This is a genomic window from Rhodococcus sp. IEGM 1241 (assembly GCF_033142365.1).
Lineage (GTDB): Bacteria > Actinomycetota > Actinomycetes > Mycobacteriales > Mycobacteriaceae > Rhodococcus_F > Rhodococcus_F erythropolis.
Window position 1 is genome coordinate 1,844,824 of record NZ_JAWLSE010000001.1, and the last position, 14,714, is coordinate 1,859,537.

Annotated in this window: 16 protein-coding genes and 1 tRNA gene; 12 read left to right on the plus strand and 5 right to left on the minus strand. The window is 61.1% G+C overall.

What is annotated here, in order from left to right:
- Window positions 1–10: 10 nt before the first annotated feature.
- On the minus strand, window positions 11–973 hold the full coding sequence (locus R4P70_RS08865) for a pseudouridine synthase (RefSeq protein WP_024487319.1): 963 nt from the start codon (window positions 971–973) through the stop codon (window positions 11–13).
- Window positions 974–1,161: 188 nt separating this feature from the next.
- Here R4P70_RS08865 and R4P70_RS08870 point away from each other — a divergent pair.
- A tRNA-His gene (locus tag R4P70_RS08870) sits at window positions 1,162–1,234 on the plus strand.
- Window positions 1,235–1,541: 307 nt separating this feature from the next.
- Here R4P70_RS08870 and R4P70_RS08875 read toward each other — a convergent pair.
- Together R4P70_RS08875 and R4P70_RS08880 are read right to left on the minus strand one after the other, a co-directional pair.
- Complete coding sequence (locus R4P70_RS08875) at window positions 1,542–2,606, minus strand: glycerophosphodiester phosphodiesterase family protein (protein WP_317830688.1); 1,065 nt, start codon at window positions 2,604–2,606, stop codon at window positions 1,542–1,544.
- A 95-nt stretch (window positions 2,607–2,701) separates the two neighbouring features.
- A complete protein-coding gene (locus R4P70_RS08880; RefSeq protein WP_259121101.1) occupies window positions 2,702–3,571 on the minus strand; it encodes a PE-PPE domain-containing protein in 870 nt (289 codons plus the stop codon).
- Window positions 3,572–3,678: 107 nt separating this feature from the next.
- Between R4P70_RS08880 and R4P70_RS08885 the strand changes: the two genes are divergently transcribed.
- The 7 genes from R4P70_RS08885 (at window position 3,679) to R4P70_RS08915 (ending at window position 8,352) form a co-directional block, all read left to right on the plus strand.
- A complete protein-coding gene (locus R4P70_RS08885) occupies window positions 3,679–4,644 on the plus strand; it encodes an L-lactate dehydrogenase (RefSeq protein WP_317830689.1) in 966 nt (321 codons plus the stop codon).
- Window positions 4,645–4,684: 40 nt separating this feature from the next.
- Window positions 4,685–5,071, plus strand: coding sequence for a phage holin family protein (locus R4P70_RS08890; protein ID WP_019744552.1), 387 nt, complete (start codon window positions 4,685–4,687; stop codon window positions 5,069–5,071).
- Window positions 5,068–5,433 carry a VOC family protein gene (locus R4P70_RS08895; protein ID WP_019744551.1) on the plus strand — a complete coding sequence of 122 codons (366 nt, stop codon included), beginning with the start codon at window positions 5,068–5,070 and terminating at the stop codon, window positions 5,431–5,433. The genes R4P70_RS08890 and R4P70_RS08895 overlap by 4 nt, the downstream gene beginning before the upstream one ends.
- A 75-nt stretch (window positions 5,434–5,508) precedes the next feature.
- Window positions 5,509–6,003: an SRPBCC family protein gene (locus tag R4P70_RS08900; RefSeq protein ID WP_317558818.1), complete on the plus strand. Its 495-nt coding sequence runs from the start codon at window positions 5,509–5,511 to the stop codon at window positions 6,001–6,003.
- Window positions 6,004–6,035: 32 nt separating this feature from the next.
- A complete protein-coding gene (locus R4P70_RS08905) occupies window positions 6,036–7,364 on the plus strand; it encodes a WS/DGAT domain-containing protein (RefSeq protein WP_317830690.1) in 1,329 nt (442 codons plus the stop codon).
- A gap of 20 nt (window positions 7,365–7,384) precedes the next feature.
- Window positions 7,385–7,948 (plus strand): mismatch-specific DNA-glycosylase, encoded by a 564-nt coding sequence (locus R4P70_RS08910; RefSeq protein ID WP_019744548.1) that lies wholly within the window; start codon window positions 7,385–7,387, stop codon window positions 7,946–7,948.
- 53 nt (window positions 7,949–8,001) lie between these two features.
- On the plus strand, window positions 8,002–8,352 hold the full coding sequence (locus tag R4P70_RS08915) for a hypothetical protein (protein WP_020908500.1): 351 nt from the start codon (window positions 8,002–8,004) through the stop codon (window positions 8,350–8,352).
- Between the two features lie 60 nt (window positions 8,353–8,412).
- Here the strand turns inward: R4P70_RS08915 and R4P70_RS08920 are convergent, their stop codons facing one another.
- Together R4P70_RS08920 and R4P70_RS08925 are read right to left on the minus strand one after the other, a co-directional pair.
- Window positions 8,413–10,110, minus strand: a complete 1,698-nt coding sequence (locus tag R4P70_RS08920; protein ID WP_003945198.1) for a fumarate hydratase — start codon at window positions 10,108–10,110, stop codon at window positions 8,413–8,415.
- 114 nt (window positions 10,111–10,224) lie between these two features.
- A complete protein-coding gene (locus tag R4P70_RS08925; RefSeq protein WP_317830691.1) occupies window positions 10,225–11,346 on the minus strand; it encodes a winged helix DNA-binding domain-containing protein in 1,122 nt (373 codons plus the stop codon).
- A gap of 271 nt (window positions 11,347–11,617) precedes the next feature.
- Between R4P70_RS08925 and R4P70_RS08930 the strand changes: the two genes are divergently transcribed.
- The 4 genes from R4P70_RS08930 (at window position 11,618) to R4P70_RS08945 (ending at window position 14,641) form a co-directional block, all read left to right on the plus strand.
- The gene (locus R4P70_RS08930; RefSeq protein ID WP_257898927.1) at window positions 11,618–11,743 is read left to right on the plus strand and encodes a hypothetical protein; all 126 of its coding nucleotides are present in this window, start codon (window positions 11,618–11,620) and stop codon (window positions 11,741–11,743) included.
- A gap of 345 nt (window positions 11,744–12,088) precedes the next feature.
- Window positions 12,089–13,093, plus strand: a complete 1,005-nt coding sequence (locus R4P70_RS08935) for an alpha/beta hydrolase family protein (protein ID WP_317830692.1) — start codon at window positions 12,089–12,091, stop codon at window positions 13,091–13,093.
- Window positions 13,090–14,076, plus strand: coding sequence for an alpha/beta hydrolase family protein (locus R4P70_RS08940; protein WP_317830693.1), 987 nt, complete (start codon window positions 13,090–13,092; stop codon window positions 14,074–14,076). Before R4P70_RS08935 ends, R4P70_RS08940 begins: the two co-directional genes overlap by 4 nt.
- An 85-nt stretch (window positions 14,077–14,161) precedes the next feature.
- The gene (locus R4P70_RS08945) at window positions 14,162–14,641 is read left to right on the plus strand and encodes a VOC family protein (RefSeq protein ID WP_007726307.1); all 480 of its coding nucleotides are present in this window, start codon (window positions 14,162–14,164) and stop codon (window positions 14,639–14,641) included.
- The last annotated feature ends 73 nt before the right edge of the window (window positions 14,642–14,714 follow it).

The window sequence follows — 14,714 nt, forward strand, 5'->3', positions numbered from 1 at the left end:
CTTCTGGTCCTCACCCCACGGGCAACTCGCTGAGCGTCCGACGTGTCACAAACCGCCGCGCTCTCCCAGTCAACGGGTCGGTGAATTCGAGTTCCCGCGCGAGCAATTGGAGTGGGAGGGAATGATCGTCCGGGGCGTCGGGAAGCAGGTCGGGGTATCGCCGGTCGCCCAGGATCCCGGCGCCGAGAGCTGCCAGATGCACCCGTAACTGGTGCATCCGTCCGGACTGCGGACGTAGAACCGTGTGCAGCACAGCACGTCCGGAGGCGCTCACGCCCATCCCTCGCGCCTCGATCATGGTCTCGGAGTTGGGTTCACGGCTGTCGTCGACGACGACCCGCAACTCGCCGCGTCGAGCTTCGATGTGGTTGCGGTAAACGAGAGGGACGTCGAGCGCTGGCGCATCCTGGTCCCACCGGGACGGTCGCGCCGACACCGCCTCGTAGACCTTCGTGACCTGCCGCTTCTCGAACAGTGACTGGTACGCGCCGCGCGTCGCGGGGCGAGCTGAGAACATCACCACGCCTGCGGTGCCGCGGTCGAGTCTATGGATCGGGGTCAGATCTGGGTTGTCGAGGCGGACCCGCAGTCGGACGAGCGCCGACTCGCGCAGGTAACGCCCGCTGGGGGTGGTCGGGAGAAAATGTGGTTTGTCGATCACGACGAGATCGTCGTCGAGGTGCAGGATCTCCTCGCGGAACGGCACCGGGTCCTCCGCCGGTAACTCGCGGTAGTACCAGACGAACCGGTGCGCGCTGAGTTCTGTGCTCCGGCAGATCGACTGGCCGTCGATACCCACGAACTCGCCGTCGTCGAACCGCCGATACAGGTTTTCGGCGTCCAGATGGTCGAACTTGGCTACGACGTACTCGGCGATCGTCGTCCACGGCCCAGAGAGCGGGATGCGTAGGCGCGTCGGGCCAACCCCGTTCTTGACGGGCAGCGGTGGGGACATGGACACACAGGTAATCATCCCATCGACTGCTGGTCAGCGGTGATTCGGTGCGGCCTTGCCGGAGACGTCCCCGCGGGGACGTGGGGACCAACTCGGAGCGGTGATCACCAGAGATCGTCGAGTCGGAAAATCAGTAGCGCGGACCCCGGAAGGCTCCGTATGGTTTCGACACACACGATCGCAGTCGAAAAGCACTGCGGTCCATACCTTCTGTAGCTCAATTGGTGAGAGCACCCGACTGTGACTCGGGCGACGGCGGATCGTAACCGCCCAGAGGGACTAAGGCCTCAGCTCAGATACGGCTGAGGTCGGGCCTCTAGGCGCAGAGACCGGCAGCCCTTTGCCTGCACAGTTGTCGAACGAGCCTCAGCCGGTATTCCCTGAATCGCCGAACAGCATTCCAGTCACCCGCCATTTCCGCGTCGGCAAGTAGGTATTCGCAGTTGTCCAACTGATCCTTCAAAGACATCATCAGAATTCACCTCCGATCACCCGAGCAAGTACCTGTCCAGGATGCGTCCGGCGACACCCCGCGGACATCGGCCGAAGTACCTGTTCAGGTACCTGCTTTGGAATGAGGGCGAGGCTACTTCTTGACCGCAGGCGCTGGTAGCGGCATACCGCGCTCGGACAGGACGGCGCGGAGACGGTCGGGGTAATCGGTGATGATTCCGTCGACACCCAGGTCTATGAGGGCGTGCATGGTGGCGGGATCATCGACGGTCCACGGGATGACCTTCATGCCACGCGCATGTGCGCTCGCGATCATGTCGGCTGTCGGGTACAAGGCGAAGCCGGGGTCGCCGACCTTTCCACCCTGGGGAGTTCCTTGGACAGGGGAGTAGGCGGAGGCGCCGAAGGTTGCCACCGCCGAGATGCCGTCGCCACCGAAATCATCGATGTCCAGACCGCCGAGCCACGGTGACGCTCCGTCCTTGCCTACCTGGAGAAAGTCACCGTTGGTGAGCGCGACCACGGGCACACTCGGCGCGAGTTGACGGGTGAGCATGAGCGAGCCCCAGTCGAAGCTCTGAATGGTGACGCTGTCCAATAATCCGGCTGCCCGGATCGTATCGAGGACTACAGAGACGAACTGCTCACGCGGGGCGGTCTCGTGGGGCGCTCCCGCTTCCACCTTGGTCTCGATGTTGAGCTTGATTCCGGGTGCGTTGTACGACTTCACCAGAGCGAGCACTTCTTCGAGTGTCTGCATATTCGCTCCCGGAACATTTTGCTGCTCAGGGTATCCGGCAAGGGGGAGCGTGCCACAGTCCATGGTCTTGATCTGTTGCAGGCTCAGCGTGTTGACGAATTTGCCGACGTACGGGAACTCCGGGTCGCCGGTAGTGGCGGGCTCGGTGTCGAGGCATTTCTTGTTCGAGATCTTACGATCGTGCGTGACGACAGCGATCCCGTCTTCGGTGATCTGGGTATCGAGTTCCAGTGTGCTGACGCCCATTTCGAGAGCATTGGAGAACGCGGCCAGGCTGCTCTCCGTGTGCAGGCCGAGCCCGCCGCGGTGGGCTTGGACGTCGAACGTCGAAACCGGCTGGGGTGCTGAACTACCGAACGAACCGGACCAGTCGAGACTGCCGGTTGGCGATGCGCCGGCCGGGGTCGCCAGGGCGGTGAGGGGGAGTGCGACGGTCACGGCGGCACACGACAATATTCTGCTCAGTTGCATGAAAGGAACGTAAGGGCGTCGAATGGCTCGCCGGGGTTCGTTAGGTAAACTAACGGTAAAAGTCAGGCTGCGTGAACGCGCTGCTCGACGCCGTTTGCCTGGACCTTCATCCACGACGCCAGAAGCTCGCACCCGGTCAGTCCGCTCTCGTCGAGAGGTTCGATCGCGTAGCTGATGTGTCTACCGCCGCGAGGGTTCTCCAGCTGAAAGCGGTTCAGGTTCAACCGCGTCGGCAGATAGCCGAGGACTTCGAGGAACGCGGTACGAATGCGACGTAGATCGGTGCGCCACTGTTTTGGACTGAAACGAGTCTTCTGCGCATTCTGGAAAGCATTGCTACGAAGTAGTTCCCAAACTTTTTGTGCCCACACGCGTGCCTGGGAGAAGGACATCCAGCGCGTCAAGTCTGCGATGTCGCGAATGTAGCTGTCGTCGCTGGCATTACAGATCATGTCCTGTGGGTGCCCGATCCACTTGACCGGAATCCACGGCTGGACTTCGGGTCCGTCGCCGGCAACTCCGTGTCCCTCGCAACCTTCGATGACGCCGGTCGGTTGTTGTGGATCGGAGATCAGTCCGACTCCGATGATGTTGGCGCCGTTCAGCGTCGGAGAAGTCGTCGGAGAAGTCAATGTCGGAAGAGCCGCGCGGATCACGGTGCATCCCTGTGAGTATCCGATCAGCATGACTGGGCCGTCTGTCTCTGCGATTGCGGTCGAGAGGGCCTTCACACCCATCGCGGTGCTGTGCCGAAAGCTCAGGCCGCCGTCGGCGACCGGGCCGTACGACGCGGGATAGGCGACCCAGCGAGAATCGAATCGACTGTCGAGTTCGTCGGTGACGGCACTGAGGAGTCCGCGCACACGGGCGCCGTGGTCGCCGACGTGGGATTCGCCGGTGCCGCCAACTGCAAGAACGGTTACCTCAGCCATGCCAGCGATGATCCACGTCAATTCTGAGAGGCCGGCATCCAAACCCTGAGAAGAGGCTGGCAATCCGTTGTGCTGCGAAATCGTTATCGAGCGAGCACCATTTACCCATGACGACGCCGAATCGTTCATCCAGGCGAAAAGTGTCCGTTGTCGGTGCGGGAAGCGTCGGCACTGCGATTGCGTACGCGTGCTTGATACGCGGATCAGCCGACGCGCTCGCCCTCTACGACACCAACAGTGCAAAGGTCCGCGCCGAAGTTCTCGATCTCAACCACGGAACCCAGTTCACGCCGCCGTGCACCGTCGAGGGAGGTGATGACATCTCGGTCACCGCGGGATCCGACTTGGTCGTCGTCACCGCGGGCGCAAAACAGCATCCCGGCCAGTCGCGGCTCGAACTTGCCGCGGTGAACGTCAAGATTGCACAGACTCTGACCGAACAACTATTGGCGGTGTCACCGGACGCGGTTCTACTCTTCGTCACCAACCCGGTCGACGTGGCGACCTACGCAGCGATCCAGGCTGCGGGACCGTCGTACCGCAGCCGAATTTTCGGATCGGGGACGGTGCTCGACACGGCCCGATTGCGATTCCTGCTGGCCACCGAACTCGGAGTCGCGGTCGAGAACGTCCATGCCTTTATCGTCGGCGAGCACGGGGACTCCGAGATTCCGCTCTGGTCGAGCGCAACCATCGGCGGGGTGCCGGAAACCTCGTTCGTGGGACCGTCGGGCGGCGTCCTCGGCCCCGACTCACGCGCGAATGTCGCGAAGTCTGTGGTCGAGAGTGCCTACGAGATCATCGAAGGAAAGGGTGCGACCAACCTCGCCATCGGATTGTCGAGCGCATTCATCGCGGAAGTCGTGTTGCGGGACGAACAACGGGTTCTTCCGGTATCGACCTTGCAGACCGGTGTCCACGGACTCGATCGCGTTTGCCTGTCCCTTCCCACGATGGTCGGTCGTGCGGGTGCCGGTCGAGTCCTCGAGGTACCGCTTTCAGAAAAAGAGGCTTCGGGGCTCCGATCTTCGGCCCGTACATTGCGAGAGGTGCAGGAATCTCTGGGATTGTGAATATCTGTTCTGCTCGATATCCGACATATAGGATCAACAAATGATCAGCTTCCTGATTCGCGCCGCGATCTTCCTGGGTTCTGCCGCTGTCGGGCTTCTTGTTGCGTCGTTGATTCTTTCGGGCTTCTCGGCGCCCACATCCGGATTCATCGTTGCGGTCGTGATCTTTGCGATAGCGCAGTCGGTCCTGGCGCCGTTCATCGCGACAGTGGCAAAGCGCCACGCACCAGCATTTCTCGGCGGAATCGGATTGGTGTCGACGTTTGTCGCTCTGTTGGTGGCGTCGCTCTTCTCCAATCTGTCGATCTCCGGTGTCTCGACGTGGATTCTGGGAACAGTCGTCGTGTGGCTGGTAACAGCACTTGCGACGCTGGTGCTTCCGTTGTTGTTCGTGCGTAAGAAAGTTCAGGAGAAGAAGGCTCAGTGACGCGTCCGAACATCGGTATGGACTACTCAGTCTTGGACTGCCCGGATCCGGCTGCATTGGCCAACTTCTACGTCCAGGTCCTCGACTGGAAAAGCGTTCGGGACGAAGATGATTGGCACGTGATCGAAGGACCCGCCGGCGAGCGGCTCGCGTTTCAGCTTGCTCCGGATTTTGTTCCGGTCGACTGGCCGACATCCGGCGTCGGAATCCATCTGGATCTGCTCGTCGATTCTCTCGACCCCGCGGAGGCTTGGGTGATCAGCCTGGGTGCGCAGCGGGTGACCGGCATCCCGGAGCATCAGACTTTCCGCGTCTACCGCGACCCGGTCGGTCACCACTTCTGCCTGTGTCTGCGCGACTGAGTGTCGACTCGCCCCGATCTCGTCGACCGTGGATAATTCCGAACACTTGTCACGCCCGAGAATTGGAGATCGACGATGGCTTCGCAGAATTCCGACGAATTCCTGGTAGAACGTACGACGATCGTCAAGGCAGAAGCATCGGTCGTCTTCGCGTTGATCAACGATTTCCACCAGTGGACGCAGTGGTCGCCCTGGGAAGGTCTCGACCCGGCAATGCAGCGCACGTACGCGGGTCCTGACGCGGGCGTCGGGGCTTCGTACGCCTGGGCCGGAAACAAGAAGGCAGGCTCCGGTTCGATGGTGATAACCGAATCCGTCCCAGACGAACGCGTAGTTTTGGACCTGGCCTTCCTCAAGCCGTTCAAGGCACAGAACGTCACCACCTTTCTCATCTCTCCGAATGCCGGAGCCTCTCCCAATGCCGGTGAAGTTCAGGTGACGTGGAAGATGACTGGAAAGAAGAATCTGTTCTTCAAGATCTTCGGTTTCATCTTCAGCATGGACAAGCTTGTCGGAAAGGATTTCGAGAAGGGCCTGTCCCAGCTGAAAGCTGCTGCAGAAAAGAGCTGACAAGCCGGTGGTACCGTCTCCCGGTGTTACGGATGACGCCCACCGATGCCCAAACCTTCTGGATTTCGGAGAAGATCCCCAACGATCAACTACTGCTCTACTGTTTCGACGGGCAGAGCCAGTCGATCGACGAGCTACGACGCTCGGTGGTGGAAAGAGCGTCGCTCATTCCGGATCTCAATGTTCGGATTCGTGAATCACCGTGGCATCTCGACTATCCGCTCTGGGATCCCATGCCGGTCGATGCCTCGTTGGTGAGAGTGCAAGAGCTGCCGGATGACTCGTGGCCATCGTGTATTCACGGAATCGAGAAGCTTCTCGAAAACCACGTCGACCCGCGTGAGTCCCCGTGGACGCTTCACCTGTTCCACGGCGTCACCGGCGCGCCGCGTTGTAGCGGCCCGGCGCTGATCGCAGTTCTGCAGGTCGCTCATTCTCTCGCGGACGGTAAGCGGGCGTCGGCGATTGCTCGCCAGCTGTTCTCGCCGCAACCGCCCGCAAAGCAGAAGACGGACGTGCGGCCTAGCGGATCAGCCGAGATTCTGGGCGGCGCCGCCCTGCGCCTTCCGGGTCAACTTGTTTCGCTGTTCCGCGACGGACGGGCTGGGCACCGAGCGCAGTTACAGCTGCAGGCGGACACCGAATCGGGAGTTGTTGCGCCGCAGGCGGCGAGCCGTCCCAAGGTGCGCTCCAACATCCCGCCTGGACCTCACCGACTGGTGCGCATGGTCGTGCGGGACAGCGCAGATTTCCGTGGCGACGGCGTATCCGTCACAGTCGGAGCGATGACAGCCATCTCGGTAGCGATGGCGAATTACCTCACCGAGCGAGACGGCTCGGTACCGCCGGAACTGGGAGCTGAGGTGACCATCGCCAAGGCGGGTACACCCACGGCGCGCAACCACTTCCGCAATGCAGGTGTCGGACTGTTCCCGGACGTCGATGATCTTCGTGAGCGAGCCCAACGGATCAAGGAGTCGATGGACGAGCGTCGCGCACGGGCATCCCATCCGTCCAGCGCAGCGTCGGATCTCGCGCTGAACGCGGTTCCCGGCCCGCTGGTCCGTTGGGGCGTGCAGCAATACGATTTCACGGCAGTGCCCGACGAGGTCACCGGCAACACCGTGGTGTCGAGTGTCGCGCGCGGTGACGCGGATCTGGTGCTCGGAGGCGGCGTCGTTCGGTTCACAGCGGGCTTCCCGAGTTTGTCACCGGTCATGTCCTTGACCCACGGCGTACACGGGATCGGGGACACGGTGACGATCAGCATCACCAGCAGTCCGGCCTCGATCGCGGACATCGACGTGTACGAGCAGATGATGCACGACGCGATCGACGAGGTACGCGAAGCGCTGTCGTGACGGCCTGATGTACTGGCAGCATGGGATTCACGCGCGCCGAACTGGAATCGTTCCGAGACGCCGAGATCGAGGATCTGATCGGGCCGAATTGTCGTCTGTTGTTCGTCGGTATCAATCCGGGACTGTGGACGGCGGCGACCGGCGCGCATTTCGCCAGGCCGGGTAATCGGTTCTACCCGGCACTGCTGAGGGCAGGCATCATCGAGCGTCCGATCGATCCTTCCGCGGGTATGTCGGACGCCGATACGCAGCACCTGATCGATCGCGGCGTCGGTATCACCAATCTCGCCGTTCGCGCGACGGCCAGAGCCGACGAGTTGAATGCAGAGGAACTTGCCGCCGGAGGAGTGCGGGTGCGGGCAGTCGTGCGTTCGACCAAACCGAAAGTGGTTGCCTTCGCCGGAATCACCGCCTATCGCACTGCTTTCGCTGACAAACGAGCCAAAGCGGGGCGGCAAGATCAGCCTTTCGAAGATGCTGCTCTGTGGATCGTGCCCAATCCCAGTGGGCTGAACGCACACGAGACGGTGGATACGTTGGCCGCCAAATACCGTTCTGCTGCAGCCGAAGCCGGGATATTCTGACAGGAACTCTCAGTTCCGTTCGCCTGGAACGAAGTACGGGATAGAGTGATCGTATGTCTGTTCTTTACAACATCTTTGTAGTGATTCACCTACTCGGTATGGCTGCCCTGGTCGGTAGCTACTTCACCGTCCTCAAGGCTCCTTCGATCACCGAGGTCATGGTGTGGGGTGCCAGGATGCAGTTCGTGTCCGGCCTGATCATCGTCGGCTTGGGCGAAGGCGCGCTGGACAAGAACTACATTCACGCGAAAATCGCTGTGAAGCTGGTGCTTTCGCTGGTGATCGTGGCGCTGGCCGAGATCACCCGGGCGAAGCAGAAGAAGGGGCAACCCAATCCGAATCTGGTGCACGTCGTCGGCGGGTTGTCGATCGTAACCGTATTCGTGGCCGCGCTCTGGACCTGACAAAGACACAAAAGAGCCCCGGCGATCGAAACTCGCCGGGGCTCTTTGCTGTTGACGCGTCTACAGGCCCGGACGCTTACCGATCGTCAGGGTCACTTCACCGGTGTGGGCGAAGAAGTCGTTGCCCTTGTCGTCGACGACGATGAACGCGGGGAAGTCCTCGACGTCGATCTTCCAGACGGCTTCCATACCCAGTTCGGCGTACTCGAGGATGTCGACCTTCTTGATGCAGTCGAGTGCCAGGCGAGCCGCCGGTCCACCGATCGATCCGAGGTAGAAACCTCCGTGGGTGTTGCAGGCGTCGGTAACCTGCTTGGAACGGTTTCCCTTGGCCAGCATGATCATCGAGCCACCGGCGGCCTGGAACTGCTCGACGTACGAGTCCATACGGCCGGCCGTGGTCGGGCCGAACGAACCGGACGCCATACCGTCGGGCGTCTTGGCTGGGCCGGCGTAGTACACCGGGTGATCCTTGAGGTACTGCGGCATCTCTTCACCTGCGTCGAGACGCTCTTTGATCTTGGCGTGCGCGATGTCGCGTGCCACGACGAGCGGACCGGTGAGCGACAGACGAGTCTTCACCGGGTGCTTGGAAAGCTCGGCGAGGATCTCGGCCATCGGCTTGGTGAGGTCGATCTTGACCGCAGCACCCTTGCCGGTACCCGAAATGCCATCGGTCTCTTCGTCGAGCTGAGCGTCCGTGACCTCGGGCAGGAAACGGCCCGGGTTGAATTCGAGCTGTTCCAGGAACACGCCCTCCGGCGTGATTTTGGCCTTCGCCTGTCGATCGGCCGAGCACGACACCGCAATGGCGACGGGCAATGAAGCGCCGTGGCGGGGGAGTCGAACGACGCGGACGTCGTGGCAGAAGTACTTACCGCCGAACTGTGCGCCGATGCCGATCTTCTGCGTGAGCTCGAAGACCTTCTTCTCGAGTTCGTGATCGCGGAAGCCGCGGCCCGTAATGGCGCCTTCGGTGGGGAGCTCGTCGAGGTAGTGCGCGGACGCGTACTTGGCTGTCTTCATCGCGAACTCGGCCGACGTGCCGCCGACGACGATTGCGAGGTGGTACGGCGGGCAGGCTGCGGTGCCGAGTGAGCGGATTTTCGCCTCGAGGAACTGCATCATCGAGTCGGGGTTCAGGATCGCTTTGGTTTCCTGGTACAGGTAGGACTTGTTGGCGCTTCCGCCGCCCTTGGCCATGAAGAGGAACTTGTACGAGTTCTCATGTCCGGCAGCAGTATCGGCGTACAGCTCGATCTGCGCGGGCAAGTTATTGCCAGTGTTCTTCTCGTCCCACATCGTGATGGGGGCGTTCTGCGAGTAGCGCAGGTTCAGACGCGTGTATGCGTCGTAGACACCGCGGGCAATGGACTTCTCGTCGTCGCCGGGGGTGAGCACATGCTGTCCACGCTTGCCCATGACGATGGCGGTTCCGGTGTCCTGGCACATCGGCAGAACGCCGGCAGCGGCGATATTGGCGTTCTTGAGCAGGTCGAGCGCGACGAACTTGTCGTTGTTCGACGCTTCGGGATCGTCGAGGATGCTCGCGAGCTGCGTCAGGTGATCCGTGCGCAGGTAATGAGAGATGTCGTGCAGCGCCGTTTCGGTCAGCAAGCGCATCGCTTCCGGCTCGACCTGAAGGAAGGTGCGGCCGTCCGGTCCCTCGACTGTCGACACCCCTTCGGTGGTGAGCAATCGGTACTCGGTGGTGTCGTCACCGATCGGCAACAGGTCCTCATAGAGGAAGTCGGCCATCATCTCTCCTGAACAAGGGTGCGTGCGAAGGTCGCATTCAGGTTATCGTTGGGGGTTTCCTTCTCCGAATCGGGGCGGGTGTGAGCTGGAATTATCCGGATGCCACTGGCTCGATCAAGATACTTCGACCAGTTCGGAGAGCTCGACGCCGCGAAATTCGGCAAGTATTTCGGCCTGCTCGGCCACTGCTGCGCGGGCCGATCGTGACCACGTTCCCCACGGGGTGATCGCGACCTTCAGCTTCTTTCCGGATGCTCGTGGTCGCCACAATCCGGTGATCGTGCCACCGACCACCACCGTGCCCGGTCGCCCTAGGGTCGGCCACACTGTCTTCTGGGCGGTCGGATCGGGAACCAGGGTCTCCCGATCCTTGAGCTGTACATACGGATCGAAAGGCCCGAGCAAGCGCGTACTCGAATCGGTGGGGGAGCCGAACAAGTCTTCGCGGTCTTGTTCGAGAATCCACCGCTTCTCGCCGTTCACCTCGATCTCCTCGGCATCGACGGGCCAGTGGGCTTTGACGTCCTTGACCGGGGCATCGAGAAACGACGCGACGTGAGCAGGGGTGGCGGGGCCGTAGAAGTGCAGATACCCGCGGATCACGTCGAAGCGGGGATCGGCGTCTGAACCTGAGGCTGTGTACGGGCGTCGGCGCCAACCCGGAATGCGTTCGAGCACTGGGGGAGATGTGCCCGGCTGTAGCTCGAGGCCTGCCTGGAGTGCCGCGAGCCGGAACGGCATCTCGTACAGATGAGTGGCGTTGCACGGGCGGCAGAATCTCAAATAGGGCTCGGTGACCCGCGTGGTCAATTGCGCGGACATCTCGCCCTTGACGGTTGGTTTCGAGACGATGTCCCGCATCGCAGTAGCAACTGTTTGCAGGGCACTCAGCGTCGGGATGCCGGCGGCCTTCAGGGGCCGATTCGCGTCGTAAATGCGCTTGGCTGCATCAGCCTCGCTGAACGGCGACGTGGCGACGGCGATGGCAGGCAGGTCGCCCCGACGGTAATAGTGGGGAGCGCCGCGCAACGTCCAGGCAAGAGCGAGCTCAGTGACGTCGCCGCGGAGGCCGCGGATCCGCAGGGCCCAGGCGGCTCCGTCCGGTCCGGTGTTTTGAATCCCGAGATCGAGAATGCTGCAATCGCTGTGATCGGCGTCACCGGCAGTCGTTCGGTCGAGTTGATGGCGGTGCCACCGGAAATTAGCTACCTGCGTGAGGGAGGTTGCGCTAGACATGATTTCAGTTTACTGGTGGGTAACCAAAGGATTTGGGGTGGTTGATCCATACGGCGACAGGATTGGTCGAATTCGACCGATTGGCCGGAATTTTTTCAGTAGCAGACCTTATTAGTCGAAATAATGACCCCATTGTCAGAATCCTTTGCCAACTGGTCGTACGTATGATTACTGTTACCCACGTCACGGATACATTACAGATGTGACGCAGCTGTCACAGCACTGTCGGGTGCTTTCGGCAGCTGACCTCTGACCTCTCAAGGAGATTCACATGGGTTCGATGGAATCGATTCTCGCCGCTGCCCTCGGTGGCTTGGGCTCGTTGTTTGCTGCTGATGGTCTTCTCGAAACGTTCATGGGTTCGGTTGAGACCAACCTCGGTAGCTTCGGCGGCTAAAAGTCGGGCCTCTTAGGGGTCTGCATTCATCTGCTTCAGCTTGGCGTGCAAAGCGCCCACCAACATAGGAGTTCACATGGGTTCGCTCGACATCATCAAGATTCTGACCACGGGTTCGAGTGCGATTGGCACCGAGATCGTCAACCTGTTGACTTCGCTCAGCGGAGGAACCCCTCCGGCCTGATCGGAGGACTCTAGTTCCGAAAGGCTCACGCACTCGGTGCGTGAGCCTTTCCGTGTCGATCGGAACTAGGTCGACAGGATCGAGTTTTTCCGATCACGTCGGGTTTGCCTCTTTCAGCCGGTACCGTTCGAAAGGTTCCGCTGCCGAAGAGAGTGACCCGGATGATCGAGACTCGTGCTTTGCGAACGGTTTTCCGCGTCTTCGTGGCGTTGGCCACGGCAGTATGTGGGCTCCAGCTCCTCACGGCACCGGGTCACGCTCAGCCGGTGGACAGCAGGCTGGTCGACATCTCGGTGTACTCACCGTCGATGGGGCGCGACATTCCGTTGCAGGTCTTGCGGCCGGCTGATACCTCCACGCCCGCTCCGACGCTCTACCTACTCAATGGAGTGGACGGAGGCAAAGACGACGCGACGTGGTCGGTGCGGACCGATGCACCGAAGTTCTTCGCGGACAAGCACGTCAACGTGGTCACCCCTCTCGGTGGAGCATTCAGCTACTACACCGATTGGGAGCGGCCGGACCCCGGCCTCGCGGAATCCGGCAACAACAACGGGGTCAACATGTGGACCACGTTCCTGACGGAAGAACTACCGCCAGTCATTGATTCGACGTTCGGGACGACCGGCGATAACGCCCTGGCAGGCTTGTCGATGGCGGGCACGTCGGTACTGGATCTGGCTATGGCGGCGCCCGCGCTGTACAACAGTGTCGGGTCCTTCAGTGGGTGTGCGATGACGAGTCCAGGCATCGGTCAGGACTTCGTGAAACTCGTGGTCGCAGTGGGTGGTGGAAACGCGGAGAACATGTGGGGTCCGTACGATGGCCCGGGTTGGCCGGCTCACGATCCGGTTGTCAACGCGGACAAGCTACCTCGAATCCCGATGTACATCACTACCGCAACCGGGATTCCGGGTCCGTACGACACGCTTGCCGATCCACGGATCGGCAACGACGTCACAGATTTGGCGTTGCAGCTTGTTCTCGGTGGCGGAATCGAGGCGGCAACGCACTACTGCACCACCCAGCTTGCGGACAGGACGAACGCACTGGGTATGAACAATATTCGCTACAACTTCAAGCCGGCAGGAACGCATTCATGGGGATACTGGGAAGACGACTTACACGACTCGTGGCCGATGATCGCCGCGTCGCTCGGCGTGTGAGGCCCCAACGAGCAAGTCTTCGAAGCGTCGTTCTCGTCGGCGCGCTCGCCTTGATTTCACTACTTGCGTTGCCCTCGACCGCGCTCGCCGACGAGACCCCGAAGATAACGAGTGTCACCGAACTGTCTTCGCGCTTGGTTCTTCTCGACGTCGCGAGTCCCGCCATGGGGCGCACCATGCAGGTGAAAGTGCTGCTTCCTGCCGACCGCTCGGAACCGCGCGGAACGCTGTATCTCCTGGACGGCAATTCCGGGCAGATCGAAGAGAACAACTGGCTGGCTCCGGCTAACGGCGATATCGTCCCGTTCTTTGCCGACAAGAACGTGAACGTCGTACTCCCCATCGGTGGAACAGGCACCATGTACACCGATTGGCAGGAAGACCACCCGAAATTCGGTCGTCTGAAATGGGAGACGTTCCTGACGAAAGAGCTTCCCTCACTGATCGACACGAGGTTCGCAACCAACGGGCACAACGCAATCGGCGGGATCTCGATGGGCGCAGAGGCCGCGCTGATCCTGGCCCAACGCTCGGCCGGGTTGTACGACGCGGTCGCGGGCTACAGCGGCTGCTACACAACCGTCGGAGGATTCGGCAAGGCGTTGACCGATCTTGTGGTCATCAACGGAAATGCCCGTTCGGAGCAGATGTGGGGTCCGGCCGGCAGTGAGGCTTGGCAAGAGCACGACATTTTCGCCAATGCCGACAAGCTCCGCGGCACCAAGGTGTATCTCGCCTCGGGATCGGGACTACCAGGCCCGCACGAAACTCTCGATACTCCTGCCCTGGGCCGGGTACTGGTCGTTGGCGGGGTCATGGAACTGGGATCGAACCTGTGCACCGACCAGATCACGCAGGTGTTGCGCGATCGCGGAGTCGATGTCACCCGCAGCGCTCAACCGGTGGGGACGCACGGTTGGCCGTACTGGCGCGACGAACTCGTTCGTTCCTGGCCGATGCTCGACTCTGCGTTGTCGGCTTGAGTAATTCCTTGCGATGAGTTTCCGCTTCGGGCCGGGTCTATAACCCTGTACACCTGATTCGTAACCTCATCGACAAGGACAGAACATGCCTTCCATCACTCCCTGTTTGTGGTTCGACAACCAAGCAGAAGAAGCAGCGAACTTCTACATCTCGGTGTTCGGTTCCGGGCAGATCCTGGGAATCGAAAGATACGTCGAGGGATCGCCTTCCGGAATGCCGGCTGGATCGGTGATGACCGTCAGCTTCGAGCTCGGCGGTCAGCGATTCACCGGATTGAACGGCGGACCGATGTTCACGTTCTCGGAAGCAGTGTCATTCGAGATTCCGTGCGTCGATCAGGCTGAGGTCGATCACTACTGGTCCAGGCTGACTGAAGGTGGGGAAGAGGGCCCGTGCGGATGGGCCAAGGACAAGTTCGGATTGTCCTGGCAGGTAGTCCCGAATCGTCTTCTCGAACTGATGAAGGATCCGGATCGGGCCAAGGCACAACGCGCCACGGACGCGATGATGAAGATGAAGAAGATCGACATCGCAGAGCTCGAACGGGCCGCAGACGCGTCCTGAACACGATCTGGCCGATGGGCGACAGTCTTCGTTAGCTGATGCTAGCCTTCCCTAATTCTCGCTGGAGCGTTGG